The organism is Methylobacterium sp. 285MFTsu5.1, assembly GCF_000383455.1.
GTDB lineage: Bacteria > Pseudomonadota > Alphaproteobacteria > Rhizobiales > Beijerinckiaceae > Methylobacterium.
On the sequence record NZ_KB911270.1, the window covers coordinates 236,441 to 260,613 of the forward strand.

A 24,173-nucleotide genomic window follows, 5' to 3' on the forward strand; every position below is an offset into this window, starting at 1 on the left:
CCCCGCAGCGCGCCCGGCCTGGGCCGGGCGCCTGATGCAACCCTGCCGAGTGCCTACGCGCTGACGCTCGCGGGCGTGTCCTTGTTGCGGTCGCCGTGGATGTAGAGGGGGCGCGACTTGCCCTCCACCACCTCCGGACCGATGACCACCTGCTCCACGGACTCGAGGCCCGGCAAGTCGTACATCGTGTCGAGCAGGATCGTCTCCAGGATGGAGCGCAGGCCGCGGGCGCCGGTCTTGCGCTCGATCGCCTTGCGAGCGACGAGCGACAGCGCCTCGTCCTGGAACGTCAGGTCGACGTTCTCCATCTCGAACAGCCGCTGGTACTGCTTGACCAGGGCGTTCTTCGGCTCCTGCAGGATCTTCTTCAGCGCGGCCTCGTCGAGGTCCTCCAGGGTCGCCAGGACCGGCAGACGGCCGACGAACTCGGGGATGAGGCCGAACTTCAGCAGGTCCTCCGGCTCGACCGAGCGGAAGATCTCGCCGGTGCGGCGGTCGTCCGGGGCCTGCACGGTCGCGCCGAAGCCGATCGAGGTGCCCTTGCCGCGCTGGGAGATGATCCGCTCCAGCCCCGCGAAGGCGCCGCCGCAGATGAACAGGATGTTGGTGGTGTCGACCTGCAGGAATTCCTGCTGCGGGTGCTTCCTTCCGCCCTGGGGCGGGACGGAGGCGACCGTGCCCTCCATGATCTTCAGGAGCGCCTGCTGCACGCCCTCGCCCGACACGTCGCGGGTGATCGACGGGTTGTCGGACTTCCGGGAGATCTTGTCGATCTCGTCGATGTAGACGATGCCGCGCTGGGCCCGCTCGACGTTGTAGTCCGAGGCCTGGAGCAGCTTGAGGATGATGTTCTCGACGTCCTCACCGACGTAGCCGGCCTCGGTCAGCGTCGTGGCGTCCGCCATGGTGAACGGCACGTCGAGGATCCGGGCCAGCGTCTGCGCGAGCAGGGTCTTGCCCGAGCCGGTCGGCCCGATCAGCATGATGTTGGACTTGGCCAGCTCGACGTCGTTGTGCTTCGTCGCGTGGGCGAGCCGCTTGTAGTGGTTGTGCACCGCGACCGAGAGGACCTTCTTGGCGAAGTCCTGGCCGATGACGTAGTCGTCGAGGACGCGGCGGATCTCCTTGGGCGTCGGCACGCCGTCGCGGCTCTTCACCAGCGAGGATTTCGACTCCTCGCGGATGATGTCCATGCACAGCTCGACGCACTCGTCGCAGATGAACACCGTGGGGCCGGCGATCAGCTTGCGGACCTCGTGCTGGCTCTTGCCGCAGAACGAGCAATACAGCGTGCTCTTCGAGTCGTTGCCGCCAGTCTTGCTCATATCGGTCTCCGATTCCTCGCGTCCGCCGCCGGCAAGGGGCGGACGCGCATCGCATGAATGTAGGGGGCCCGTTTAAAGAAACAGTGTGCTGCGCGCCTTTGACCGAAGGGCCCGAACCTCGATGCAAACACGCTGCCGCGGCGGGATCAAGGCCGCGCCGCGGCGGTCAGGCGACGCGGGCCGGTCAGGCGGCCGCCGGCTCGGGACGCTTCTCGATCACCTCGTCGATGAGCCCGAACTCCTTGGCCGCGTCGGCGGTCATGAAGTTGTCGCGCTCCAGCGCCGTGTGGATCGTGTCGTAGTCGCGGCCGGTGTGCTTCACGTAGATCTCGTTCAGGCGCCGCTTCAGCGCCTCGATCTCGCGGGCGTGGATCAGGATGTCGGTCGCCTGACCCTGGAAGCCGCCGGACGGCTGGTGGACCATGATCCGGGCGTTCGGCAGGGCGAAGCGGTGGCCCGGCTCGCCGGCGGTGAGCAGCAGGGAGCCCATCGAGGCGGCCTGGCCGACGCAGAGGGTCGTCACCGGGCAGCGGATGAACTGCATCGTGTCGTAGATCGACAGGCCCGAGGTAACCACGCCGCCGGGGGAGTTGATGTAGAAGGAGATTTCCTTCTTCGGGTTCTCCGCCTCGAGGAAGAGCAGCTGCGCCACGATCAGCGACGCGCCGTAATCCTCCACGGGGCCGGTGAGGAAGATGATGCGCTCGCGGAGCAGGCGGGAGTAGATGTCGAAGGCGCGCTCGCCGCGGCTCGACTGCTCGACGACCATCGGCACGAGCGCGTTGTTGTAGACGTCGATCGGATCTCTCATCTCATCCTGCCCCGGAGTGAGGCCCGGGGCTGCCGCGAATCAGGGCAGCCCCGGGCATGTCAGCGAACACCGGCGATGCTTAACCATCGCCTAACCCTTGCCCGCCGTCCTGGGACAGAGCGGGACTCAGTCGGCCTTGGCTTCGGTCTTGGACTCGCCCTTGGCCTCGGCCTTGTCTGCCGGCTTGCCGCCGGTCGTGTCGTCGTCATCTTCGTCCGCGAAAAGCGCCTCTTTCGAGACGGGCTCCTCGACGAGCTTGACCTGCCCGAGGACGTGGTCGACGACCTTCTCCTCGAACAAGGGCGCGCGGAGTTCCGCGAGCGCCTGCGCATTCTTCCGGTAGAAGTCCCAGACCTGCTGCTCCTGGCCCGGGAACTGCCGGACCCGGGCGATGAGGGCCTGGTTCACCTCCTCGTCCGAGACCTTGATATCGGCGCTCTCGCCGACCTGCGCAAGCACGAGACCGAGACGGACGCGCCGTTCCGCGATCTTCCGGTACTCGGCCTGGGCCTTCTCCTCGGTGGTGTCCTCGTCCTCGAAGGTCTTGCCGCGGGTCTTGAGGTCCTGCTCGACCTGGGCCCAGACGGCGGCGAATTCCTGGGCCACCAGCGACGGGGGCAGCTCGAAGGCGTACTTGCCGTCCAGCGCGTCGAGGAGCTCCTTCTTGAGCCGGCGGCGCGAGGCGGCCTCGAAATCCCGGCCGATCGCCTCGGAAACGGCCTCGCGGAGCTTCTCCAGCGACTCCATGCCCATGGACTTGGCGAGCTCGTCGTCGATCTTCGCCTCGCCCGCCGCCTGGATCTTCGTGACGGTCACGTCGAACTCGGCGTCCTTGCCGGCGAGGTGCTCGGCCCCGTACTCGGCCGGGAAGGTGACCTTCACGAGGCGCTTGTCGCCGACCTTGGCGCCGACGAGCTGCTCCTCGAAGCCCGGGATGAACGAGCCGGAGCCGAGCTCCAGGTCGATGCCCTCGCCCTTGCCGCCCTGGAACTCCTCGCCGTCGATGCGGCCGACGAAGTCGATGGTGACGCGGTCGCCGCTCTGGGCCTCGGCGCCCTCCTCGCGCTCGGTGAACGGACGGCTCTGGCCGGCCATGCGCTCCAGGGCCTCGTCGACCTCGGCGTCGGCGGGCTTGGCCACGAGCTTGGTCAGGCTGACGTCGGAGAGGTCGGCGAGCTCGAAGCTCGGCATCACCTCGAGGGCGACCTTGAAGGCGAGGTCGCCCTTGGCGTCGAGCGCCTTCTCGACCTCGGCCTGGTCGGTCGGGAACTCGACCTGCGGCTCCAGGGCGAGCTTGAGGCCGTTATCGGTGACGATCTGGCGGTTCGCCTCGTTGACGGCGTTCTGCACCACCTCGGCCATCACGGAGCGGCCGTAGACCTTGCGCAGGTGCGCGACCGGCACCTTGCCGGGACGGAAGCCCTTGAGCTGCACCTTGTCCTTCATGCCGGACAGCTCGTTGGTCAGGCGCTCCTCGAGTTCCTGGGCGGCCAGCAGAACCTGAAACTCGCGCTTCAGCCCCTGGGCGTTGATCTCGGTCACCTGCATCGTCGTCGTCGCTCTTCAAAGAAACCTGGGTTCGCCGGCCGGGCCGGCGTCGTGCTCGCGCGGACCGGGATGCCGAGATGTCGGGTACGGGGCGGAGGGTCCCGAGGGGACCGCAACCTCAGCAGAGGTCCTGGTGCGGGCGGAGGGGCTCGAACCCCCACGTCTTGCGACACTGGAACCTAAATCCAGCGCGTCTACCAGTTCCGCCACGCCCGCGCGCGCCGACATCCGGCGCATCGCCGGCCGCCGGAAGCGCGCCCTATAGCATGGGCCGGCGGGCCCGCAGCAAAAAACTTGCCCCTGTGGCGCGGGAGCCCGCGCGCCGCTAAGGAGCGGGTCCGTCGCGAGCCGCAGCCGAGATCCCATGCCGCCATCCCGCACCGTGCCGCCGACCGATTCGCGCGCCGGCACGCCGTCGCGACGAACCCTGCTCGCCGCCGCGGCGGCCTTCGGGCTCGCGCCGGAGGCCGCGCGGGCCCAGGCGCCGGCCGCCGCGCCGGGGACATCCGCGCCCGTCCAGCCGCAGCCCGAGCCCGCGCCGGCGGCCCTGCCGGCGGCGCCCGGCAAGGCCCGGTTCAGGCCGGACCCCGCACCCGAGACGGCGGTCTGGTGCTTCGACGGCAAGGCCCTGCCGCCCGTGGTCCGGGTGAAGCTCGGGCAGGCGTTGCGCCTCAAGGTCGAGAACCGGACCGACAAGCCGCTGTCGCTGCACTGGCACGGGGTGCGCAACGTCAACGCCATGGACGGTGTCGGCGGCGTGACCCAGGCGCCGATCCCGCCGGGCAGCGACTTCCTCTACATTTTCACGCCGCCGGATGCCGGCTCCTACCTGATCCGGCCCCTGGTCGTCGGCGGGGCGAGCGAGCCGTCGGGCCGGGGCCTCGCGGGCATGCTGGTCGTCGAGGAGACGAACCCGCCCGCGGTCGACGCCGACGTCAGCGTCGTCCTGCAGGACTGGCGGCTCCAGGACGACGGCACCCTCATGCCGTTCGGGCAGACGGCGCTCGCGGCCGCGCACGGGCGCCTCGGCAATCTCGTGACCGTCAACGGCAAGCCGGTGCCGGGCGCCTTCGAGGCGAGGCCCGGCTCCCGAATCCGCCTGCGTCTCGGCAATGCCTGCAACGCCCGGGCAACGCGCATCAAGTTCGAGGGCGTGAAGGTCTACGTGGCGGCGGTCGACGGCCAGCCCACCGACACGTTCGAGCCCCTGCGGGCGACCCTGCCCTTCCCGCCCGGCACCCGCTACGACCTGCTGGTCGACCTGCCGGAGGAGGAAGGCGCCACCTGCGAGATCCACGCGCTGATCGGCAAGGGCCTGGTCCTGGCGAGCGTCGTCACCAAGGGTGCCCGGATCACCGAGAAGCGGCCCCCGATCGGGCCGATCGGCGAGAACAAGCGCCTGCCGGCCGAGATCAAGCTCCAGAACGCCCTGCGCCGCGACGTGGTGATCACCGGCGGCGCCTTCGTGCCGAAGGGCAAGGACGGAGTGAAGGACGGAGCCAAGGACGGCCCCGCGCCCGATCCGGTCTACACGGGCGACCCGCAGAAGATCTGGTCGGTGAACGGCGCGAGCGGCACCGCCGGCCTCGCGCCGATCTTCTCGGTGAAGCGCGGGCAGGTGGTGGTGCTGGCCCTGCGCAACGAGACCGCCTTCCCGCAGGCCCTGCACCTGCACGGCCACTGCTTCCGCCTGCTTCATCCCCTGGACGACGGCTGGGAGCCCTACTGGCTCGACACGTTCCAGCTCCTGGAGGGGCGGACGGCCCGGATCGGCTTCCTGGCGGACAATCCGGGGCGCTGGCTGATCAGCGCCACGGTGCTGGAGCGGTTCGACACCGGCCTCTGGACGATGTTCGAGGTTACCTGAGCGGTCAGCCGCCGGGTCAGCCCCCGGTCGACGCGACGAGGTCGCGCAGGACCGCCGGCATCAGCTCGGGGATGTCCTCGGCGATCAGGCCCGGCCCGTGGCGCAGGCCGGCATCCCCGTGGAGCCAGACGCCCGCCGCGGCGGCCGCGAAAGGCTCCATGCCCTGCGCGAGCAGGCCGGCGATCAGGCCGCCGAGCACGTCCCCGGACCCGGCCGTCCCGAGATAGGGGCTGCCGTGGTCGTTGATGGCCGCACGGCCGTCGGGGGCCGCGATCACCGTGTCGGCCCCCTTGAAGACCACCACGGCGCCGGTGAGCGCGGCCGCCGCGCGGGCCCGGGCGACCTTGTCGGCGCCCTCGGCCATCGCGTCCGTCCCGTCGAAGAGCCGCGCGAACTCGCCGGCATGCGGGGTCAGCACGGCCCGCGCATCCCCGTCGGCGAGATGGGCGGCGAGCAGCGGCGCCTTGCCGGCGAAGCTCGTCAGCGCGTCGGCATCGAGGACGAGGCCGCGCCCGGCCGCGGCCGCCACGGCCACGCGCTCCCGGGTCGGCTCGCCGGTGCCGAGCCCGGGTCCCGCCAGGATCACGTTCAGCCGCTCGTCGGTGAGCAAGTCGTCGAGGTCGTCGGCGCTCTCGCAGGGCCGCAGCATGATCGCCGTGAGCTGGGCGGCGTTCTCGGGCAGCGCGGCGGTCGGGGACGCGACGGTGACGAGCCCTGCCCCGACCCGCAGGGCGCCGCGGGCGGCGAGCCGGGCGGCGCCGGTCTTGGTGGCCGGCCCGGACAGGACCAGGGCGTGGCCGCGGGTGTACTTGTGACTCGCGCCGGTGAGGTGCGGGACGTCCCGGCCCCAAAGGTCGGGCCCGTTCCGGTCGAGGGGCGCGCCGGCGGCCAGGCCCGCCTCCAGCGCCGCCGGGCCGGTCCCGATATCGGCGAGGCTGAGCTGGCCGCACAGGCCCCGCCCGGGCTGGAGCAGGTGCCCGGGCTTGAAGGTCACGAAGGTCACGGTCTCCACTGCCCGGATGGCGGCGCCGCGCACCGCGCCGGAATCGCCGTCGACCCCGCTCGGCACGTCGACGGCGAGCACCGGCATCCCGGCCTCGTTCACCGCCTCCACGAGCGCGCGGGCGGCGCCGTCGAGGTCGCGCGACAGGCCGGCGCCGAACAGCGCGTCGATCACGAGGTCGCCGGACGGCAGCGCGCCGCCCTCGGCCGGGCGCACCGGCCCCGTCCAGGCCGCGGCCGCGAGCGCGGCGTCCCCCGTCAGCGCCGACACCGCGCCGAGGCTGAGGAGCTCGACCGCGTAGCCGGCTTCGGCCAGCAGGCGCGCGGCCACGTAGCCGTCGCCGCCGTTGTTGCCCGGCCCGCACAGGACGACGACGCGGCCACCGGCCGGGAGCCTCGCCCGGGCGCGCCCGGCCACGGCGGCCCCGGCCGCCTCCATCAGCGTCAGGCCCGGCACGCCGCCCTCGATTGCCGCGGCATCGACCCGCCTCATTGCCGCGACCGTCAGCAACCGCATATCCGTCTCCGCCTCTGCCCGTGCACCGATCAGCCCTGACTAAAATCGCGCCAGATTCCGGTGAAGCGCTCTAAGGATGTGCGTGCATCGCACAGCAAATAGGCACTATGGTCGGACGCGCCGCGAAAACGGCGTGGCGAAGGCGTCACGAGGATGTTAGAAATGCCAGGCACCGCAGCGCAGGCCCGAGCGGCATGAAGAAGATCGAAGCGATCATCAAGCCTTTCAAGCTCGACGAGGTGAAGGAGGCGCTCCAGGAGGTCGGCCTCCAGGGCATCACCGTCATCGAGGCGAAGGGTTTCGGCCGTCAGAAGGGCCATACGGAGCTCTACCGGGGCGCCGAGTACGTGGTCGACTTCCTGCCCAAGGTGAAGCTCGAGATCGTCCTGTCCGACGCCCTGGTCGAGGGCGCCGTGGAGGCGATCCGCAAGTCGGCCCAGACCGGGCGCATCGGCGACGGCAAGATCTTCGTCTCGACGATCGAGGAGGCGATCCGCATCCGCACCGGCGAGACCGGCACGGACGCGATCTGACCCGAGCCCGCCCGCGGTCGTGAGACCGCCGGCGGCCGCGCACCGCGCGACACCTGCCTAAGATTTCGCACTGCGCGAATGTCCGGCATCGGCGCCTCCGGCCCTGGAGCGCCGCTTCCCGCACCCCACATCATCGGGAACGGCCGGCCCGATCGGCCGCTTAAACCGGATGCAGGAGGAAGTGCGATGGCCGCCACGGACCCGCGCGAGACCGCCAAGATCTACGATCTGTCCGCGTTCCGACGCGCGCGCGAGGCCGCCCGGCCGGCTCCGGACGTGAAGCCCGCGCCCGTGCCGAGCTTCGGCGGGGGCGCGTGGTACCACGAGGCCGCCATCCGCGAGGACGAGCGCCCGCGGCGGTCCTGAGGCGGAGGAATTCGGGAGCGATGGCGCCCCTGCGGCCGTCGAGCAGGCCCGACGGGCTCCCTCACCCGACCCACTCATCCTGACGTGCCCGCGCCAGCGGGCCCCGAGAGGGCGCCCGACGGTCCGCGCGATCCCCGGAGGCCTCCGTCGAGGCCTGCGCCGCGCTCCAACCCCGAGGACGTGGTAGATCGGAAGCCCGTTACCCCGGAAACGGCGAAGCCGGACCCGAGGGCCCGGCTTCGTATCGTCTGTCGAAGCTCCGCGTCTTACGCGGCTGCAGCGGCCTCGGTCGGCACGGAAGCGATCGTCTTCAGCACCTGCGAGGCGATCTGGTAGGGGTCGCCCTGCGAGTTCGGACGGCGGTCCTCCAAGTAGCCCTTGTAGCCGTTGTTCACGAAGGAGTGCGGCACGCGGATCGAGGCGCCGCGGTCGGCCACGCCGTACGAGAACTCGTGGATCGAGGCGGTCTCGTGCTTGCCGGTCAGGCGCATGTGGTTGTCCGGACCGTAGACGGCGATGTGCTCCTCGCGGGCGTTCTTGAACGCCTCCATGAGCTTCTCGAAGTAGGCCTTGCCGCCGTGCTCGCGCATGAACGCAGTCGAGAAGTTGCAGTGCATGCCCGACCCGTTCCAGTCGGTGTCGCCGAGCGGCTTGCAGTGGTACTCGACGTCGATGCCGTACTTCTCGCAGAGGCGCTGCAGGAGGTAGCGGGCCATCCACATCTCGTCGGCGGCCTTCTTGGAGCCCTTGCCGAAGATCTGGAACTCCCACTGGCCCTTGGCCACCTCGGCGTTGATGCCCTCGTGGTTGATGCCGGCGTCGAGGCAGAGGTCGAGGTGCTCCTCGACGATCTTGCGGGCGACGTCGCCGACGTTCGAGTAGCCGACGCCGGTGTAGTACGGGCCCTGCGGCGCCGGGTAGCCGGAGGCCGGGAAGCCGAGCGGGCGGCCGTCCTTGTACAGGAAGTACTCCTGCTCGAAGCCGAACCAGGCGCCGGCATCGTCCAAGATGGTGGCGCGCTTGTTGGACTCGTGCGGGGTCACGCCGTCCGGCATCATCACTTCGCACATCACCAGCACGCCGTTCTTGCGGGCCGGGTCGGGGAAGTGGCGCACGGGCTTCAGCATGCAGTCGGAGCTGCCGCCCTCGGCCTGCTTGGTGGACGAGCCGTCGAAGCCCCACATCGGGAGCTGCTCGAGGGTCGGGAAGCTGTCGAATTCCTTGATCTGCGTCTTACCGCGGAGGTTCGGGGTCGGCGTGTACCCGTCGAGCCATATGTACTCGAGCTTGTATTTGGTCATTCCGGTTCTCTCGTCCGTATCGATGCGCGACCTGGGCAACCCGGGAAGACGCGAACGGCTTGCCGCCTCGTCGACGGCTGCGGCCGCAATTGCATGGATCGTGCCAGGAAGGCCATTGCCGGAGAACAACGGTGCCCTAGAAACGGAGCTGCCGATCACGGTTACGAGATCGGGTGCGCGAACGGGCCGATCGTCTCATCCGTCGGCCGATTCCGCTGTCCGGCGGGTGGCAAGGCACGCCCGCGCCGGATATCAAGCGCCGCTTGCCGGCGCGCGACCGCGTGCGGGTGCGCCACGAGAGCCGATTCAGAGATCCCTGGAGGATGCCCACGATGACGACTGCGGCCGAGGTGCTGAAGACGATCCGGGACAACGACGTGCGTTACGTGGACTTCCGGTTCACCGACCCGCGCGGCAAGTGGCAGCACGTCACGTTCGACGTGTCGCTCATCGACGAGGAGATCTTCGACGAGGGCACCATGTTCGACGGCTCCTCGATCGCCGGATGGAAGGCGATCAACGAGTCCGACATGCTGCTGATGCCGGATCCCGTCACCGCCACGCTGGACCCGTTCTTCTCGGCCGCGACCATGTCGATCGTCTGCGACGTGCTGGAGCCGGCCACCGGCGAGCCCTATGGCCGTGACCCGCGCGGCACCGCCAAGCGCGCCGAGGCCTACCTGCAGCAGACCGGCATCGGCGACACGATCTACGTCGGCCCCGAGGCCGAGTTCTTCGTGTTCGACGACGTGAAGTTCGGCGCCGACCCGTACCGCACGGGCTTCGAGCTCGACTCCACCGAATTGCCGACCAACGGCTTCACCGATTACGAGGGCGGCAACCTCGGCCACCGGGTCCAGACCAAGGGCGGCTACTTCCCGGTGCCGCCGCAGGACTCGGCGCAGGACATGCGCGGCGAGATGCTCGCGGCCATGCAGTCCATGGGCGTGAAGGTCGAGAAGCACCACCACGAGGTGGCCTCGGCCCAGCACGAGCTCGGCATGAAGTTCGACACGCTGACCCTGCTCGCCGACCACATGCAGATCTACAAGTACTGCATCCACAACGTCGCGCAGAGCTACGGCAAGTCCGCGACCTTCATGCCCAAGCCCGTCTACGGCGACAACGGCTCGGGCATGCACGTCCACCAGTCGATCTGGAAGGACGGCAAGCCGGTCTTCGCGGGCGACAAGTATGCCGGCCTGTCCCAGGAGTGCCTCTGGTACATCGGCGGCATCATCAAGCACGCCAAGGCGCTGAACGCCTTCACCAACCCGTCGACCAACTCGTACAAGCGCCTGGTGCCGGGCTACGAGGCGCCGGTGCTGCTCGCCTACTCGGCGCGCAACCGCTCGGCCTCCTGCCGCATCCCGTGGACCAAGAGCCCGAAGGCCAAGCGCGTCGAGGTCCGCTTCCCCGACCCGATGGCGAACCCCTACCTCGCCTTCTCGGCGCTGCTGATGGCCGGCCTCGACGGCATCCGCAACAAGATCGACCCGGGCCCGGCCATGGACAAGGACCTGTACGAACTGCCGCCGCGGGAGCTGAAGAAGATCCCGACCGTGTGCGGGTCGCTCCGGGAGGCCCTGAACAGCCTCGACAAGGACCGGGCCTTCCTCAAGGAGGGCGGCGTGTTCTCGGACGACCAGATCGACTCGTTCATCGAGCTGAAGATGACCGAGGTGCTGCGCTACGAGATGACGCCGCACCCGATCGAGTTCGTGCAGTACTACTCGCTGTGATGTGAGAGCCGGCCGGGCACGAGGCCCGGCCCGGCACGCACCTCCGGGCCGGGGCCTCTCGCGGGGCCCCGGCCTTTTTCTTGGGGACGCTCAGACGTTACCCCTCGCCACCTCACCCGAGGCAGCCCGTGAGCGCCGAGACCGGGTCGGGACCGGTGCGGTCCCGGGCATGCCCGGCGGCCGGCTGCATAGGTGCCCGCGCACACGGAGCCCGAACGATGCTCACCCTCGACCACCTCGTCGTCGTCGCGCCCGACCTCGCGGAGGGCGTGGCCCATGTGCGGGACTGCCTCGGCCTCGCCATGCCCGAGGGCGGTCGCCACCGCGAGATGGGCACGCGCAACCACCTGCTGCGCCTCGGCGACGCCCTGTTCCTAGAGGTGATCGCCGTCGATCCGGAGGCGCCGCCGCCGTCGGGCGCCCGCTGGTTCGGCCTCGGCGACGCGGCGCGGGTGCGGGCCGACTGGGATTCGGGCCGGCGGCTGCGCGGCTTCGTCGCCCGCGCGGACGATCTCGACGGCCTCCTCGCCGCGCACGGCGCGCTCCTCGGCGCGGCGGCGACGATGACCCGGGGCGACCTGTCCTGGCGCTTCGCGGTGCCCCCGGGCGGGGCGTGGCCGGCGGACGGTGCCGCGCCCTGCGCGATGGCGTGGGGACCGCGCGGCAATCCCGCCGCGACGATGCCGGATCTCGGCGCCGGTCTGGAGGCGCTCGTCCTAACGGATCCGGATCCCGACGCCGTCGCGGGGCTTCACGCGGCGCTGGGCCTCGTCGCTCTACCGCAGGTTGTGGCCGGCCGGGGCCCGCGCTGGACCGCCCGGATCAGCACGCCGTCGGGTCCGCGGAACCTGACCTGAGGGCGACGGACCCTCCTCGCCGGCCTGATCGGGTGGGCGACCGGCGAGGAGGGCCTGGCCGGGACTCGGAAGCCCAGGCAGCCACAACCTACCAGCGACTTATCGCGGTGCGGTGACAGGAAAGTCTCACTCCGCACAGGAAGTGTGCAGGCCCCGCCGGACGATCAGGTGTGCGCGAAGATGTCGGTCTCGGGCCAGCCGTCGAGGTCGAGGCGCGCGCGCGTCGGCAGGAAACCGAAGCAGGCGGACGCGAGGTCGGTGCGACCCTCCCGGGCCAGCATCGCGTCGAGCCGCTCCCGGGCCGCGTGGAGGTGGAGGACGTCCGAGGCCGCGTAGTCGAGCTGGGCCTGCGACAGGGTCTCGGCGCCCCAGTCCGAGGATTGCTGCTGCTTCGACAGGTCGACGCCGACCAGCTCGCGGACCACGTCCTTCAGCCCGTGGCGATCCGTGTAGGTGCGCGCGAGCTTCGAGGCGATCTTGGTGCAGTAGACCGGGCTCGGCATGACGCCGAGGGCCCTGTACAGGACCGCCACGTCGAACCGCGCGAAGTGGAAGATCTTCAGGATGCCGGGATCGGCCAGGACCCGCTTGAGCACGACCGGCTCCGGCCCGTCCTGCGGGATCTGCACCACGTCGGCCGTGCCGTCGCCGGTGGAGAGCTGCACCACGCAGAGGCGGTCCCGATGCGGGTTGAGACCGAGCGTCTCGGTGTCGATGGCCACCGCCCGCCCCGCGTCGTAGGTGGCGGGCAGGTCGCCGCGGTGGAGACGTACGGTCGGGCTCGGCATCGTTCTCGGACCTTGCGGGGTTTTCGGCCGGTAGCATCGGTGCCAAGTGCCGGCAAGCCGCGGACGATCCGCGCGGCCGGGACCGACAGGGAGCTGGACATGACGGCAGCCGAGGTGATCGCGACCCTGGGGTTGAAGCCCCATCCGGAGGGCGGCCATTACCGCGAGACGTTCCGCGATCCACGGACCGTCGACGGCCGTTCGGTCGGCACCGCGATCTACTTCCTGCTCGACCTCGGCGAGGTCTCGGCGTGGCACCGGGTTGACGCCACCGAGATCTGGCACTGGCACGCCGGCGCGCCGCTGGTGATCACCACGAGCCCCAACGGGCACGACGCCGAGGCCCGGCATCTCGGGCCGGACCTCGCCGCCGGGCAGCGCCCGCAATGCGTCGTGCCGGCCGGCCACTGGCAGACCGCCACCAGCCTGGGGGCCTGGACGCTCGTCGGCTGCACGGTCTCGCCGGGCTTCGACTTCGCCGGCTTCGAGATGGCGCCGCCCGACTGGCGGCCGACGCCGCGCGGATGATCCGCCGCTATCATGGCGGCGGCGCGCCGGGGCGTGCGGGGTCACGCCCCTGTCACCCTCCCCCTCTACCGGCGGCCTGAAACGGGAGGTTCGCGATGCGTGCGATCATGTTGGGGCTGGGGCTGCTTCTGGGAGCGGGCCCCGCGCTCGCCGGCGAGGCCGCCCAGCTCGGCCCCCGGCCCTTCTATCTCGTCGACCAGCTGAAGCCCGGCCCGCTCAAGGACAGGCTCGCCGCCTGCGGCGTCGACCGGACCTACACGCCCCGGACCTTCTCGATCTCGCACCGCGGCGCGCCGCTGATGTTTCCCGAACACACCCGGGAGGGCCTGCTCGCCGCGTACCGGATGGGCGCCGGGATCATCGAGTGCGACGTGGCCTTCACCAAGGACCGCCAGCTCGTCTGCCGCCACAGCCAGTGCGACCTGCACACGACCACCGACATCCTCGCCCGGCCCGAGCTCGCGGCGAAGTGCACGCAGGGCTTCACGCCGGCCGACCCGGCCACCGGGCGGAAGGCCTCGGCCAAGTGCTGCACCAGCGACCTGACGCTGGACGAATTCAAGTCGCTGAACGGGAAGATGGACGCGTCCGACCCGGACGCCACCACGGTGGCGGCCTACATGAACGCCACGCCGCGCTGGCGCACCGACCTCTACGCCGGCACCGGCACGCTGATGTCGCACAAGGAGTACATCGCGCTGGTGAAGGGGATGGGGCGGAAATTCACCCCCGAGCTGAAGGCGCCCCAGGTCCCGATGCCGTTCCAGGGCACCTACACGCAGGACATGTACGCCCAGCAGCTGGTCGACGAGTACCGGGAGGCCGGGATCCCGGCCTCCGACGTCTACCCGCAGAGCTTCCAGCTCCGCGACATCCTCTACTGGTTGGAGAAGGATCCGGAATTCGGCCGCCAGGCGGTCTTCCTCGACGACCGGGACGAGACCGCGAAGGGCTTCGACCCGGAGAAGCCCGCCACGTGGCAGCCCGGCATGGCCGAGCTCGCCCGGAAGGGCGTGAAGATCCTGGCGCCGCCGCTGTGGATGCTGGTCCGGCCCGGCCCGGACGGGACGATCGAGCCCTCGACCTACGCCCGGGAGGCCAAGGCGGCCGGGCTGGGGCTGATCGCGTGGTCGCTGGAGCGCTCGGGCCCCCTGAAGGGCGGCGGCGGGTACTATTACCAGTCGATCAAGCCGGTGGTCACCGGCGACGGCGACATCCTGCGGCTGCTCGACGTCCTGCACGGTCAGGTGGGCGTGCTGGGGGTCTTCTCCGACTGGCCCGCGACCACGACCTTCTACGCCAACTGCGTCGGCGCTCCTTAGCGCCGCCGCTCAGTCGGCCCAGAGGGCCACGAGGGAGAAGAGGCCGGCCATCACGAAGTTCACGATCAGGAAGCCGGTGATGATGAGGGCGAGCGTCATGGTGGCCTCGGAGGCGGCGCGGTCTGGGGGATGGGTGCGCGGCGCGGCCAGGTCTTCGTGGACCTGCGCCGCCCGCCGATGAGCCCCGCGGCGCGACCGCGGGGGCATGCGTGGTGTCCGTCTAGTACGGGCTCAGCACGTAGAGGAGGTTGGACAGGTACTCGCCGTTCAGCGGCTTCCAGCCGAGCCGCCGCCGGATCAGGCCGTACCCCGCGCAGGTCAGCGCGGCGGAGCCGAGAACGGCCAGCGTGAACCACACGAGGCTGGCGGTCGCGAACCCGACGGCGATGCCGATCAGGGCCACGGTCACGAAGATGATCCGGCTCGGGTTGCGCGGGCCGCGCGTCGTCACGTCAGACATGGGAACCTCCCTCGATCCGGATCAGCGGGCGCGGCAGTTCGGGCCGTACCAAGTCATGGTCCGGCGATCCATGCCGCCGTCCGAGGAGGCGCCGCAGACGGGGAACCGCGCGTCGCCGGTGCGCTGCAGGCTCATGACCTTGTAGAGGTCCTGCTGGGCCTCGCGGCGGCGGTTCTGCTCGGCGAGCTGCGCCTGCCAGTACAGGTTGCTGTTGGTCTGGGCGACGGCGCGCTGCTGGTGGAGCCCCATCATGCACTCGGCGAAGCCGTCGGTGCCGGGCTCGAAGCCGAAGGCGTAGCACTGGTTCTGATCCAGCGCGTGGCGCTCCTGCGGGGTGACGCAGGCCGCCAGCCCCAGGGCACAGGCCGCCGCGAGCCCGAGCTTCGCGATTGCGGGCAGCGCGGGGCGGCGGGCCGCGGAGCGGTCGTCACGCATCGCGGTCGTGCGGGAAGAACAATTCTGGCTCGCGCCGATAAACTTAACGCCGAATTTACCGTGAAACCAGTTGTTCATGATCCTCGAAACCTCGATTTCTATCGGCAGGACCATCCGTGAGCCGATGGAAGGAGGTCTATACGAGGCCGTTCGAATTGTTCGTGTCTCAGAACACGCGGGCCGGAGGCTCGATCGCTGCCCGCAATGCCCGTTATCCCGCCCGACGCGCGATTCCGCACGCGGGGAAGGACTTTCGTCACGCTTGATGGGTCGGATGGTCCGGGCTCGCGACCACGGCCGGCGGCGCGCGCGGCGCGTGGGCCGAACCGGCGCGGCCCGGGACGGTCGCCGGCAGGTGGGGCCGGCGCGGGGAGCGCCGTCGTCGGGCTCGGCCGCGCGGAGTGTCGGAAGGAACGCTCACCGGACGGAGAGTTGCGCGTCCGGCGCGGTGGGGCGGCTCGCCCACAGGGCGGGCGCGCCGGGTCGAACCGGCGCGCCCGCGGCGATCAGACGAAGTGCTGGCCGCCGTTGATGGTCAGCGTCGAGCCGTTCACGAAGCCGGCCTCGTCGCTCGCCAGATACTCGACCGCGTGGGCGATCTCGTCGGCCTCGCCGAGGCGGCCGGTCGGGATCGTGGAGATGATCTTGTTGCGGATATCCTCCGCCACCGCCATCACCATCTCGGTGGCGATGTAGCCCGGCGCCACCACGTTGACCGTGATGCCCTTCGAGGCGCTCTCCTGCGCGAGCGCCTTGGCGAAGCCGATCACACCGGCCTTGGCGGCCGAGTAGTTGGTCTGCCCGGCCTGGCCCTTCTGGCCGTTAATCGACGAGATGATGATGATGCGGCCGAAGTTGCGGCTGCGCATGCCCTCGATCAGCGGACGGGTGCAGGTGAACATCGAGTCGAGGTTGGTCTTGATGACCGCCTGCCACTTCTCGAACGTCATCTTGTGGAAGGCACCGTCCCGGGTGATGCCGGCGTTGTTCACCAGGATGTCCACCGGGCCGAGCTCGGCCTCGATCGCCTTGATGCCGGCCTCGCAGCTCGCGAGATCGCCCACGTCGAACTTGAAGACGGGGATGCCGGTCTCGGCCTTGAAGGCGTTGGCCGCCTCGTCGTTGCCGGCGTAGTTGGCGGCGACCTTGTAGCCCTTGTCCTTGAGCCGCTTCGAGATCGCCGCGCCGATGCCGCGGGTGCCGCCCGTCACGAGGGCGACGCGTCCTTGAGCCATTGTTTCCTCCTGTTCGCATCACTTGATGCCGCGTGCGGATGGCGTCCGCACGCGATTTTTTCTGACTTCGGCCTTAAGTCTATGTTGTGGGCCGATACTGTCGTGACAGACCGATCAGGTCCGCTCGACGCACATCGCCACGCCCATGCCGCCGCCGATGCAGAGCGTAGCGAGGCCCTTCTTGGCGTCGCGGCGCTTCATCTCGTGCAGCAGGGTGACGAGGACGCGGGCGCCCGAGGCACCGATCGGGTGGCCGATGGCGATGGCGCCGCCGTTGACGTTCACCTTCGCGTCGTCCCAGCCCATGTCCTTGTTCACGGCCAGCGCCTGGGCCGCGAAGGCCTCGTTGGCCTCGATCAGGTCGAGGTCGGACGGCTTCCAGCCGGCCTTCTCCAGGGCCTTGCGCGAGGCCGGGATCGGGCCGGTGCCCATGACCTTCGGGTCGACGCCCGCGGTCGCCCAGGACTTGATCCGGGCGAGCGGGGTCAGGCCGCGGCGCTCGGCCTCCGAGGCCGACATCAGCACCAGGGCGGCGGCGCCGTCGTTGAGGCCCGAGGCGTTGGCGGCCGTGACGGTGCCGTCCTTGGTGAAGGCCGGCTTCAGCTTGCCCATCGCCTCCAGGGTGGCGCCGTCGCGGATGTACTCGTCGGTGTCGACGACCGTGTCGCCCTTCTTCCCCGGCACCGTGACGGGGACGATCTCGTCCTTGAACCGGCCCTCCTTGCGGGCGGCCTCGGCCTTGTTCTGCGAGCGGGTCGCGAACTGGTCCTGCTGCTCGCGGGTGAGCTGGAAGGCCTGGGCGACGTTCTCGGCGGTCTGGCCCATGTGGTAGCCGTTGAAGGCGTCCCAGAGCCCGTCCTTGATCATCGTGTCGACGAGCTTCACGTCGCCCATCTTCTGGCCGCCGCGCAGGTACTGCGCGTGGGGCGACAGCGACATCGATTCCTGGCCGCCGGCCACGATGACCTTGGCGTCGCCGTTGGCGATCTGCTGCATGCCGATCGCGACCGTGCGCAGGCCCGAGCCGCAGACCTGGTTGAGGCTCCAGGCGGTGGCCTTCTCGGGGATGCCGGCCTTGATGGCCGCCTGCCGGGCGGGGTTCTGGCCGGCGCCCGCGGTGAGGACCTGGCCGAAGATCACCTCGTCCACCTCGTCGGGCGAGACCTTGGCGCGCTCCAGGGCGGCCTTGATCGCCGTCGCGCCGAGCTCGTGGGCCGGCACCGCCCCGAAGGCGCCGCCGAACGAGCCGACCGGCGTGCGCGCCGCCCCGACGATGACGATCTCTTCGCTGCCTGCCATGTGAACGTTCTCCTCTCGCGAGCCGGCGCGCCTTCCACGTCCCGGGGCGCGCTCTGTGCCGGCCCTGGGATGAAGGGCCTGAGGTGGGCGAAGTCAAGGTTGTGGATCAACGCGCCAAACGCGCCGATGACGCGACCGCGAGACTGAAATGGCGCGACCGTCCCGCCCGCTCTGCATTATTCTGCGTTGAACAGCTGCAGTTTGCTGTTTTCTGCGCCCGGGGAAGGCTTTAAGGATCGTGTTGCGGGCGCGAAGACAGCCCCCGTCAGACAGCACCGCGCGTCTGCAACGCCCCCCGGTCCCGAGTCCAGAAAGGCCGTTCCCGATGGCGGATACCGTCAAGGCCACCCAGACCGTCATCAAGAAGTACGCCAACCGGCGCCTCTATCACACCGGCACCTCGACGTACGTGACGCTGGAGGACCTCGCCACGATGGTGCAGAACGGCGAGGATTTCGTCGTCTACGACGCGCGCACGGGCGACGACATCACGCGCTCGGTCCTGACGCAGATCATCTTCGAGCAGGAGAACAAGGCCGGCGCCGAGAACCTGCTCCCGGTGGCGTTCCTGCGCCAGCTGATCCGCTTCTACGGCGACAGCATGCGCACGATGGTGCCGAGCTTCCTCGAGTTCTCGATGGCGAACTTCGCCAAGGACCAGGACGGCCTGCGCGAGAAATTCGCCCAGAGCTTCGGCCCGGCGGCGTTCCAGAACGCCATCGAGCAGCAGGTGCGCACCAACATGAACTTCTTCGGCGATGCCATGAAGATGTTCACGGGCTTCGCCCCGCCCGCGCCGGGAGCCCAGCCGACCGCGCCGGCCGCGACTCAGCCCACATCCTACGGGGGCGGCGAGCTGGACGATCTCAAGCGCCAGATGCTGGAGATGCAGCAGCGCCTGGAGGCGCTCGCGAAAAAGTAATTCGGCCGGACCGACCGGACGAAGGGTTGACGATCGGTAAACGTCGGCCCCACCTTTGCGACACGGGCACGGAAACGTGCGGAGAATGTGCGCATGGTGCGTATCGGAACAGTCAGCCGTCTCGGCCCGACACAGGTCCGCTCCACCCGGCGCGCGCCGGTCCCGGACGCGGACGCCTCCCCCGAGGCGGCGCGGACGGAGGTCCAGGCGCTCGCCCTGATCGACGGGGGCCGGTCCGATGAGCCGCCCGCCCCCCGGACAGCGGAACGCACGGCCGCGGGGAGACCCCGCGCCGGCTTCATCGCGCAATTGCTGACGGCGGGCGATCCGACGCTGCTGCCGTCGCGCCTGGAACGGACCCGGATGGCCGCCGCGCGCTACGCGGAGGCCGCGCGGCGCCTCGCCTGAGGCGCCGCCTTCGCGAGGCTCAGGCCTCGGCCGACTTCACCTTCAGGACCTGACGGCCGCGGTACATGCCGGTCTTCAGGTCGATGTGGTGCGGACGGCGCAGCTCGCCGGAATCCTTGTCCTCGACGTAGGTCGGCGCCTTGAGGGCGTCGGCCGAGCGGCGCATGCCGCGGCGGGAGGGGGAGGTCTTTCGCTTCGGAACGGCCATGGCTGGATCCTTCGTGACGCCGCGGACAAAGCGGCGCGCGGGCGGCTCCTCGATCGAGGATCGCCACGCACACCGCGGGATACGGATGAGGCCGGGCTTATAGCTCCGGCGCCGGCCCGTGACTAGGGGTGCCGGACCACAACCGTTAAGGGCGGGTTCAAGCGGAGCGGCGCAGATCTGGCCGGACGGCACCGCGGTGCGGGCCGCGCCTCTCGGGAGAACGCCATGGCTTCCTCCACCAAGACCCTCGCCCTCCTCGCCCTCCTGTCGAGCCTCGTCGCGGCCCCAGCCCTGGCGCAGGCGCCGCAGGCGCCGACGACCGCGGCACCGACGGCCCCCGCGAAGCCCGCCGCCCCGAGCGCGCCCGTCGCCGGATCGCCGAACGCCGCCAAGGGGGCGCTGATCGATCTCAACAGCGCCAGCACCGAGGAGCTCGACGCGCTGCCCGGCATCGGCGCGGCGCGCGCGGCCGCGATCATCAAGGAACGGCCGTATCGCGGGAAGGACGATCTCGTCTCCAAGAAGATCATCCCGCAGAACGTCTACGACGGCATCAAGGACAAGGTCATCGCCAAGCAGAAGTAGCCGCTACTCCGCGATCGCCCCCTGAGGCATGGAGAAGCCGGGGGGCGTCTTCGGGGCCGCCGCCTTCGGTGCCGCCTGGCGGGGCGCCTTCTTGCGGGCCTCGGCCTTCGGCACCTTCGGCGCCTTGACGGCGGGCGCCGCCTCGCAGGCGCGGAAGGTCAGCTGCGCCAGGGGCGTCCCCTCCTCGCTGACGATCGCGATCGGATCGGGGAAGGTCGGCAGCGTCGGCTCCCAGTGGATCGAACCGCCCAGCATCGCCTCGATACCCGACGCGGCGCCGCCGCGCCGCAGCGTCGTGAAATCGGGCCCGTAGGCCGTGGCGACCTTTCCGGCGATCACCACCTGGAGAACCTCGTTCACCTCGGTCGTCAGCGGCCTGAGCGGGTTCGTCGTGCGGACCTGCCCGGCCCGCGTGATCACCATTTTGAACCCCTTGGCGCTCTCGAAGCGGGCCGCCTGCGTCCCGCAGGGCTGCTCGAGGGTCGGGCCGGCGGCGGGCGTGGGGCTCGCCGCCTGAGGGGCGGCTTCACCTGGCGGCGGCGTCGCGGCGGGCGCGGCCGGTGCAGGCGCGACTTGCGCGGGCGAAGCCTGGGGAGGCGCGGCCTGCGCCGGAATGGCCGCCGCGGCCGGCTTACCGGCGGGCGCGGCCGTAACGCCCGTCATCGTCGACAGGCAGAGAGGGCCGGCGAGCAGCAGCCCGGCCGCCCCGCGCGCGCACAGCTTCATCGCCCAGCTCCCGGCGGGTCCCGGCGGAGCGGCACGTCGCGCTGCGTCCGGTCGAGGGCGCGGATCGGCTCCAACTCGATCGCGTCCAGATCGAGCACCCGCGGGTCGAGCACCTGGGCGCTGCGGTCGATCGGGCTCTTGCGCGGTCCGACCGAGCCGATGACGAGGTCCTCGTCCTCGATGTCGAGTTCGGAACCCATGCGCAGGGGCTCGCGCCGGCCGCGCGCCGCCATCGCGGCCACGGCGACGATGGCGACAGCGATGACCAGAATAGCCAGGATGATGAACAGGCGCTCCATCAGGAGGTCAGCTCTAGCCTGCGGTTCAGGCCGCCGCCACCCCATCCCATCGTCGATATCGCCCCGCCGCGTCGCGGTTGTGTGTCCCCTCACGTCCAACGTCACATCCTCGGTCAGTAGCCGGTCAGTCCCGGGTCACGTGCGGAACGCTCCTTGCGTGGGCCGGCGGACCGGGTAGATGCGGGCAGACCGGAGCCGGGACCGACCGATGCAACACGAGCCGAGCCGCGAGCCCGAGGAACTGGAGGCGCACCTCCTGGGACTGATCGAGGCCGCCCGGGATCAGGCCCGGGAGGACCCGTTCCGCAATCCCGTCCTGGCGGTGACCCTGGCGATCACCCGGCGCTTCGACCGGAACGAGATCTCGACGGGCGACCTCGACGGCCTGTTCGTGCGCCTGCGTGCCGCAGCGCTGGCGGCGCGGGCGGAACGGCTGCGGGCCTATGTCGGGCTCGATGCCGGGCCGGAGGATCCGCAGGCGGCGATCCCCGCGCGGCTCGTGGCGGCGGCACCCGACCGGCCGGACGGCGTCGAGGCCTTCGCGGCCCTGATCCACCGCACCGCCTTCGCGGTGGTGTTCACGGCCCACCCCACCTTCGGCATGCCGCGGGCCGTCGCGGGCCTCCTCGCCGAGGCCGCGAGCCTGCCCAACGCCAGGGACCGCGCCGGGCTGATCGCGCGCGCGGCGGCCCTGTCGACCCGGCCGGACGCCCCGATCACCCTGGATGTCGAGTTCGAGCAGGCCTGTGCGGCGGCCAATAACGGCCGGCTCGCCCTCGACGCCTTCAACGGCGCCCTGCTCGACGCCGCCCGCGCCCGCTGGCCCGACCGCTGGACCGAGCTGACGCCCCGCCCCTTCGCCATCGCCAGCTGGGTCGGCTGCGACACCGACGGGCGGACCGATATCGGCTGGTGGGACACCCTGCGCTACCGGCTGATCTCGAAGCGCATGCAGTTCGACCGGGTGATGCGCGACCTGCCCGAGATCCCCGCCTGCCGCGAGGTCCGGGCCCTCGCGGAGAACGCCCTGGCGGCGGTGAACCGCCAGCTCACGGTGGCGCCGCGCCTCGGCGACCAGCCGTCCCTCGAGGCGGTGCACCGCTTCGCCCTGGCGCTCATCATCGAGCGCGAGCGCGCCCAGACCGATGCCGGCGCCCTCGTCGCCGCGCTGACCAAGGCCCTCGAGGCCGCCGACGACGCGGCCGACCAGCGCCGGATCGCCGTCCTGCGCGCGGGCGTCGCGACGCACGGCTTGTCGAACGCCCTGCCGCATTTCCGGCTGAACGCCAGCCAGATCCACAACGCGGTGCGGCGGGTGATCGACCTGGAGGGCGAGCCCACCGACGCGGCCCGGCGCCGCTCGCACCTCGCGACGATCCACACGCTGCTGAACGACGTCCGCCCGGTGGCGGTCGATTTCGGGGCGCTCGCGGCCGAGCGGGCCTCGGCGGCGCGGCTGATGATGACGATCGCCCAGATCCTCAAGCACGTCGACGGCACCCATCCGGTGCGCTTCCTCATCGCCGAGACCGAGACCGGCTACACCCTGCTCGCCGCCCTCTGGCTCGCGCGCCACTACGGCATCGCCGACAAGCTCGAGATCACGCCGCTGTTCGAGACGGCGAGCGCGCTGGAGCAGGGCATCCGGGTGCTCGACGACGCCCTGCGCAACCCGCACTGGCGCCAGTACCTGAAGCGCATCGGCCGCCTCACCGTGCAGTTCGGCTACTCCGATTCGGGCCGCTACGTCGGCCAGCTCGCGGCGACCTTCTGGATCGAGCGGCTGCGGCTGCGCATCACCGAGATGCTGGTCCAGAACGGCCTGTCCGACGTCGAGCTCGCGATCTTCGACACGCACGGCGAGTCGATCGGGCGCGGCGCGCATCCGACCTCCCTGCGCGACCGCCTCGCCTACCTCGCCCCGGAGGATGCCCGGGACCGGGCCCGCAAGGCCGGCATCCGCGTCCGGCTCGAATCGAGCTTCCAGGGCACCGACGGCTACCTGCTGTACGGCACCGAGGCGCTGGCGCGCGCCTGCGTCGCCCGCATCGCCGAGCACGTCTACGCCCTCGACGTGACGGAGGAGGATTCGTTCCCGGACTACGCCCTGAACGACCGGCCGAAGGCCTCCGACGGCAAGGTCGACCCGATCTACGCCGAGCCGGATTTCGCCCTCGAATTCTTCACCGCAGCCCGCCAGGACATGGAGTCGCTGGTCGACGACCCGGGCTACGCGGCGCTCCTCGGCACCTTCGGCCCGAGCCTGATCGACCGGACCGGGTCGCGCCCGGTGGCGCGCCAGACCGACAACGGCGGCCCGGCGCGGATCACCCATCCGCGCCAGATGCGGGCGATCCCCAACAACGCGATCCTGCACCAGCTCGGCTTCCTGGCGAACTCCCTCCACGGGATCGGCCGGGCGGCCCAGCGCGGCCCCGACCTGTTCCGCGACATGCGGCGCGATTCGGTACGCTTCTCCCGGGCCTTCCGGCTGGTCCAGCACGCCGCCTCAGTCGGCGACCTCGACGTGCTGCGGGCCTATATCGACACCCTGGACCCGGCCGTGTGGCTGGAGCGGGCGCGGCGCACCCAGAAGGATTTCCGCCGGGACGAGCTGGTGGTGATCTCGGGAGCGCTGGAACGCCTCGACCTCGCTCCTGCGCTGCGGAACCTGTTCGGACGCCTGACCCGGGACTGGCTCGCCCTGAGCGCTGCCGCCCCGGACCTGCCCGCCATGTCGGCCCGGCTGACGCTGCTCCACGCCCTGCGCCTCGCCCTGATCCACCGGATCTGGTTCCTGGCGGTGCACATCCCGGGCTTCCGGCCGCAGGCGGGCATCTCCCGCGAGCAGCTGCTGGAGCGCTTCCTGCGGCTGGACATCGACGGCTGCCTGAAGCTCCTCGACGCGATCTTCCCGGTCACGCCGGACCCGACGCTGGGCCTGAACTTCGGCGAGCCGGCCGGCCCGCGCGACGTCGGCACCTACGAGGCGGAGCACGCCAACCTGTTCCAGCCGATCCGCCGGATGTTCGATCAGGTGCGGGAGATCTCGGGGATGATCCAGCACGAGGTCGGGGCGTTCGGGTAGG

The 24,173-nt window shown here is 70.6% G+C and carries 24 protein-coding genes and 1 tRNA gene; 11 read left to right on the forward strand and 14 right to left on the reverse strand.

Annotation, left to right across the window (positions count from 1 at the left end):
* Positions 1-53: 53 nt before the first annotated feature.
* From clpX to H288_RS0101185, 4 genes are all read right to left on the reverse strand, one after another.
* Entirely contained in the window at positions 54-1,325 is a 1,272-nt protein-coding gene (clpX, locus tag H288_RS0101170) for an ATP-dependent Clp protease ATP-binding subunit ClpX (RefSeq protein WP_020090762.1), read from the reverse strand.
* Between the two features lie 184 nt (positions 1,326-1,509).
* The gene (locus tag H288_RS0101175) at positions 1,510-2,136 is read right to left on the reverse strand and encodes an ATP-dependent Clp protease proteolytic subunit (RefSeq protein WP_012322036.1); all 627 of its coding nucleotides are present in this window, start codon (positions 2,134-2,136) and stop codon (positions 1,510-1,512) included.
* Between the two features lie 126 nt (positions 2,137-2,262).
* Complete coding sequence (gene tig, locus H288_RS0101180; RefSeq protein ID WP_020090763.1) at positions 2,263-3,684, reverse strand: trigger factor; 1,422 nt, start codon at positions 3,682-3,684, stop codon at positions 2,263-2,265.
* A 131-nt stretch (positions 3,685-3,815) separates the two neighbouring features.
* Positions 3,816-3,900 (reverse strand) — tRNA-Leu (locus H288_RS0101185).
* A gap of 148 nt (positions 3,901-4,048) precedes the next feature.
* Here H288_RS0101185 and H288_RS0101190 point away from each other — a divergent pair.
* Positions 4,049-5,551: a multicopper oxidase family protein gene (locus tag H288_RS0101190; RefSeq protein ID WP_020090764.1), complete on the forward strand. Its 1,503-nt coding sequence runs from the start codon at positions 4,049-4,051 to the stop codon at positions 5,549-5,551.
* Positions 5,552-5,567: 16 nt separating this feature from the next.
* Here the strand turns inward: H288_RS0101190 and H288_RS0101195 are convergent, their stop codons facing one another.
* A complete protein-coding gene (locus tag H288_RS0101195) occupies positions 5,568-7,070 on the reverse strand; it encodes a bifunctional ADP-dependent NAD(P)H-hydrate dehydratase/NAD(P)H-hydrate epimerase (RefSeq protein WP_020090765.1) in 1,503 nt (500 codons plus the stop codon).
* 194 nt (positions 7,071-7,264) lie between these two features.
* Between H288_RS0101195 and H288_RS0101200 the strand changes: the two genes are divergently transcribed.
* The gene (locus H288_RS0101200) at positions 7,265-7,603 is read left to right on the forward strand and encodes a P-II family nitrogen regulator (RefSeq protein WP_003600526.1); all 339 of its coding nucleotides are present in this window, start codon (positions 7,265-7,267) and stop codon (positions 7,601-7,603) included.
* 186 nt (positions 7,604-7,789) lie between these two features.
* Complete coding sequence (locus H288_RS0101205; RefSeq protein ID WP_020090766.1) at positions 7,790-7,969, forward strand: DUF2735 domain-containing protein; 180 nt, start codon at positions 7,790-7,792, stop codon at positions 7,967-7,969.
* A gap of 266 nt (positions 7,970-8,235) precedes the next feature.
* Here H288_RS0101205 and H288_RS0101210 read toward each other — a convergent pair whose 3' ends face one another.
* Positions 8,236-9,270, reverse strand: a complete 1,035-nt coding sequence (locus H288_RS0101210) for a glutamine synthetase beta-grasp domain-containing protein (RefSeq protein ID WP_012322031.1) — start codon at positions 9,268-9,270, stop codon at positions 8,236-8,238.
* A gap of 332 nt (positions 9,271-9,602) precedes the next feature.
* Here H288_RS0101210 and glnA point away from each other — a divergent pair, with 332 nt between their 5' ends.
* Together glnA and H288_RS0101220 are read left to right on the forward strand one after the other, a co-directional pair.
* Complete coding sequence (gene glnA, locus H288_RS0101215; RefSeq protein WP_012322030.1) at positions 9,603-11,012, forward strand: type I glutamate--ammonia ligase; 1,410 nt, start codon at positions 9,603-9,605, stop codon at positions 11,010-11,012.
* 218 nt (positions 11,013-11,230) lie between these two features.
* A complete protein-coding gene (locus tag H288_RS0101220) occupies positions 11,231-11,869 on the forward strand; it encodes a VOC family protein (RefSeq protein ID WP_020090767.1) in 639 nt (212 codons plus the stop codon).
* A gap of 164 nt (positions 11,870-12,033) precedes the next feature.
* Here H288_RS0101220 and H288_RS0101225 read toward each other — a convergent pair whose 3' ends face one another.
* Positions 12,034-12,657, reverse strand: a complete 624-nt coding sequence (locus tag H288_RS0101225) for a ribonuclease D (protein WP_020090768.1) — start codon at positions 12,655-12,657, stop codon at positions 12,034-12,036.
* A 99-nt stretch (positions 12,658-12,756) separates the two neighbouring features.
* Between H288_RS0101225 and H288_RS0101230 the strand changes: the two genes are divergently transcribed.
* Both H288_RS0101230 and H288_RS0101235 read left to right on the forward strand, forming a co-directional pair.
* On the forward strand, positions 12,757-13,185 hold the full coding sequence (locus H288_RS0101230; RefSeq protein ID WP_020090769.1) for a cupin domain-containing protein: 429 nt from the start codon (positions 12,757-12,759) through the stop codon (positions 13,183-13,185).
* A gap of 95 nt (positions 13,186-13,280) precedes the next feature.
* Complete coding sequence (locus H288_RS0101235; protein ID WP_020090770.1) at positions 13,281-14,507, forward strand: glycerophosphodiester phosphodiesterase family protein; 1,227 nt, start codon at positions 13,281-13,283, stop codon at positions 14,505-14,507.
* Positions 14,508-14,727: 220 nt separating this feature from the next.
* Here H288_RS0101235 and H288_RS0101245 read toward each other — a convergent pair whose 3' ends face one another.
* The 4 genes from H288_RS0101245 to H288_RS0101260 all read right to left on the reverse strand — a co-directional run bounded on the left by H288_RS0101245 (position 14,728) and on the right by H288_RS0101260 (position 17,936).
* Complete coding sequence (locus H288_RS0101245; RefSeq protein WP_020090772.1) at positions 14,728-14,967, reverse strand: hypothetical protein; 240 nt, start codon at positions 14,965-14,967, stop codon at positions 14,728-14,730.
* Positions 14,968-14,988: 21 nt separating this feature from the next.
* Positions 14,989-15,402 (reverse strand): hypothetical protein, encoded by a 414-nt coding sequence (locus tag H288_RS33470; RefSeq protein ID WP_020090773.1) that lies wholly within the window; start codon positions 15,400-15,402, stop codon positions 14,989-14,991.
* A 506-nt stretch (positions 15,403-15,908) separates the two neighbouring features.
* Complete coding sequence (phbB, locus tag H288_RS0101255) at positions 15,909-16,637, reverse strand: acetoacetyl-CoA reductase (protein WP_020090774.1); 729 nt, start codon at positions 16,635-16,637, stop codon at positions 15,909-15,911.
* A 114-nt stretch (positions 16,638-16,751) separates the two neighbouring features.
* The gene (locus H288_RS0101260) at positions 16,752-17,936 is read right to left on the reverse strand and encodes an acetyl-CoA C-acetyltransferase (RefSeq protein ID WP_020090775.1); all 1,185 of its coding nucleotides are present in this window, start codon (positions 17,934-17,936) and stop codon (positions 16,752-16,754) included.
* 325 nt (positions 17,937-18,261) lie between these two features.
* Here H288_RS0101260 and phaR point away from each other — a divergent pair, with 325 nt between their 5' ends.
* The gene (gene phaR / locus H288_RS0101265; RefSeq protein ID WP_020090776.1) at positions 18,262-18,858 is read left to right on the forward strand and encodes a polyhydroxyalkanoate synthesis repressor PhaR; all 597 of its coding nucleotides are present in this window, start codon (positions 18,262-18,264) and stop codon (positions 18,856-18,858) included.
* A gap of 93 nt (positions 18,859-18,951) precedes the next feature.
* The gene (locus H288_RS0101270) at positions 18,952-19,266 is read left to right on the forward strand and encodes a hypothetical protein (protein ID WP_020090777.1); all 315 of its coding nucleotides are present in this window, start codon (positions 18,952-18,954) and stop codon (positions 19,264-19,266) included.
* A gap of 19 nt (positions 19,267-19,285) precedes the next feature.
* Here H288_RS0101270 and rpmF read toward each other — a convergent pair whose 3' ends face one another.
* Positions 19,286-19,474, reverse strand: coding sequence for a 50S ribosomal protein L32 (gene rpmF, locus H288_RS0101275; protein WP_003601373.1), 189 nt, complete (start codon positions 19,472-19,474; stop codon positions 19,286-19,288).
* A 225-nt stretch (positions 19,475-19,699) separates the two neighbouring features.
* On the opposite strand from rpmF, the gene H288_RS0101280 reads away from it, so the two are divergent.
* Positions 19,700-20,059: a helix-hairpin-helix domain-containing protein gene (locus H288_RS0101280; protein ID WP_020090778.1), complete on the forward strand. Its 360-nt coding sequence runs from the start codon at positions 19,700-19,702 to the stop codon at positions 20,057-20,059.
* Between the two features lie 3 nt (positions 20,060-20,062).
* On the opposite strand, the gene H288_RS0101285 is transcribed toward H288_RS0101280, so the two are convergent.
* Together H288_RS0101285 and H288_RS0101290 are read right to left on the reverse strand one after the other, a co-directional pair.
* Positions 20,063-20,785, reverse strand: coding sequence for a hypothetical protein (locus H288_RS0101285; protein ID WP_020090779.1), 723 nt, complete (start codon positions 20,783-20,785; stop codon positions 20,063-20,065).
* Positions 20,782-21,084, reverse strand: a complete 303-nt coding sequence (locus H288_RS0101290; protein WP_020090780.1) for a hypothetical protein — start codon at positions 21,082-21,084, stop codon at positions 20,782-20,784. The genes H288_RS0101285 and H288_RS0101290 overlap by 4 nt, the downstream gene beginning before the upstream one ends.
* Before the next feature lie 208 nt (positions 21,085-21,292).
* Between H288_RS0101290 and H288_RS0101295 the strand changes: the two genes are divergently transcribed.
* Positions 21,293-24,172: a phosphoenolpyruvate carboxylase gene (locus H288_RS0101295; RefSeq protein WP_020090781.1), complete on the forward strand. Its 2,880-nt coding sequence runs from the start codon at positions 21,293-21,295 to the stop codon at positions 24,170-24,172.
* Position 24,173: the final 1 nt, after the last annotated feature.

Bases quoted from the DNA above. Each gene is read 5' to 3' on its own strand.
- H288_RS33470 (WP_020090773.1), bottom strand. From the start codon at position 15,402: ATGCGTGACGACCGCTCCGCGGCCCGCCGCCCCGCGCTGCCCGCAATC.
- H288_RS0101200 (WP_003600526.1), top strand. From the start codon at position 7,265: ATGAAGAAGATCGAAGCGATCATCAAGCCTTTCAAGCTCGACGAGGTG.
- H288_RS0101285 (WP_020090779.1), bottom strand. From the start codon at position 20,785: ATGAAGCTGTGCGCGCGCGGGGCGGCCGGGCTGCTGCTCGCCGGCCCT.
- glnA (WP_012322030.1), top strand. From the start codon at position 9,603: ATGACGACTGCGGCCGAGGTGCTGAAGACGATCCGGGACAACGACGTG.
- H288_RS0101260 (WP_020090775.1), bottom strand. From the start codon at position 17,936: ATGGCAGGCAGCGAAGAGATCGTCATCGTCGGGGCGGCGCGCACGCCG.
- H288_RS0101190 (WP_020090764.1), top strand. From the start codon at position 4,049: ATGCCGCCATCCCGCACCGTGCCGCCGACCGATTCGCGCGCCGGCACG.
- H288_RS0101175 (WP_012322036.1), bottom strand. From the start codon at position 2,136: ATGAGAGATCCGATCGACGTCTACAACAACGCGCTCGTGCCGATGGTC.
- H288_RS0101235 (WP_020090770.1), top strand. From the start codon at position 13,281: ATGCGTGCGATCATGTTGGGGCTGGGGCTGCTTCTGGGAGCGGGCCCC.
- phbB (WP_020090774.1), bottom strand. From the start codon at position 16,637: ATGGCTCAAGGACGCGTCGCCCTCGTGACGGGCGGCACCCGCGGCATC.
- H288_RS0101295 (WP_020090781.1), top strand. From the start codon at position 21,293: ATGCAACACGAGCCGAGCCGCGAGCCCGAGGAACTGGAGGCGCACCTC.
- H288_RS0101210 (WP_012322031.1), bottom strand. From the start codon at position 9,270: ATGACCAAATACAAGCTCGAGTACATATGGCTCGACGGGTACACGCCG.
- phaR (WP_020090776.1), top strand. From the start codon at position 18,262: ATGGCGGATACCGTCAAGGCCACCCAGACCGTCATCAAGAAGTACGCC.
- H288_RS0101225 (WP_020090768.1), bottom strand. From the start codon at position 12,657: ATGCCGAGCCCGACCGTACGTCTCCACCGCGGCGACCTGCCCGCCACC.
- H288_RS0101230 (WP_020090769.1), top strand. From the start codon at position 12,757: ATGACGGCAGCCGAGGTGATCGCGACCCTGGGGTTGAAGCCCCATCCG.
- H288_RS0101280 (WP_020090778.1), top strand. From the start codon at position 19,700: ATGGCTTCCTCCACCAAGACCCTCGCCCTCCTCGCCCTCCTGTCGAGC.
- tig (WP_020090763.1), bottom strand. From the start codon at position 3,684: ATGCAGGTGACCGAGATCAACGCCCAGGGGCTGAAGCGCGAGTTTCAG.
- H288_RS0101220 (WP_020090767.1), top strand. From the start codon at position 11,231: ATGCTCACCCTCGACCACCTCGTCGTCGTCGCGCCCGACCTCGCGGAG.
- H288_RS0101270 (WP_020090777.1), top strand. From the start codon at position 18,952: ATGGTGCGTATCGGAACAGTCAGCCGTCTCGGCCCGACACAGGTCCGC.
- rpmF (WP_003601373.1), bottom strand. From the start codon at position 19,474: ATGGCCGTTCCGAAGCGAAAGACCTCCCCCTCCCGCCGCGGCATGCGC.
- H288_RS0101290 (WP_020090780.1), bottom strand. From the start codon at position 21,084: ATGGAGCGCCTGTTCATCATCCTGGCTATTCTGGTCATCGCTGTCGCC.
- H288_RS0101245 (WP_020090772.1), bottom strand. From the start codon at position 14,967: ATGTCTGACGTGACGACGCGCGGCCCGCGCAACCCGAGCCGGATCATC.
- H288_RS0101195 (WP_020090765.1), bottom strand. From the start codon at position 7,070: ATGCGGTTGCTGACGGTCGCGGCAATGAGGCGGGTCGATGCCGCGGCA.
- H288_RS0101205 (WP_020090766.1), top strand. From the start codon at position 7,790: ATGGCCGCCACGGACCCGCGCGAGACCGCCAAGATCTACGATCTGTCC.
- clpX (WP_020090762.1), bottom strand. From the start codon at position 1,325: ATGAGCAAGACTGGCGGCAACGACTCGAAGAGCACGCTGTATTGCTCG.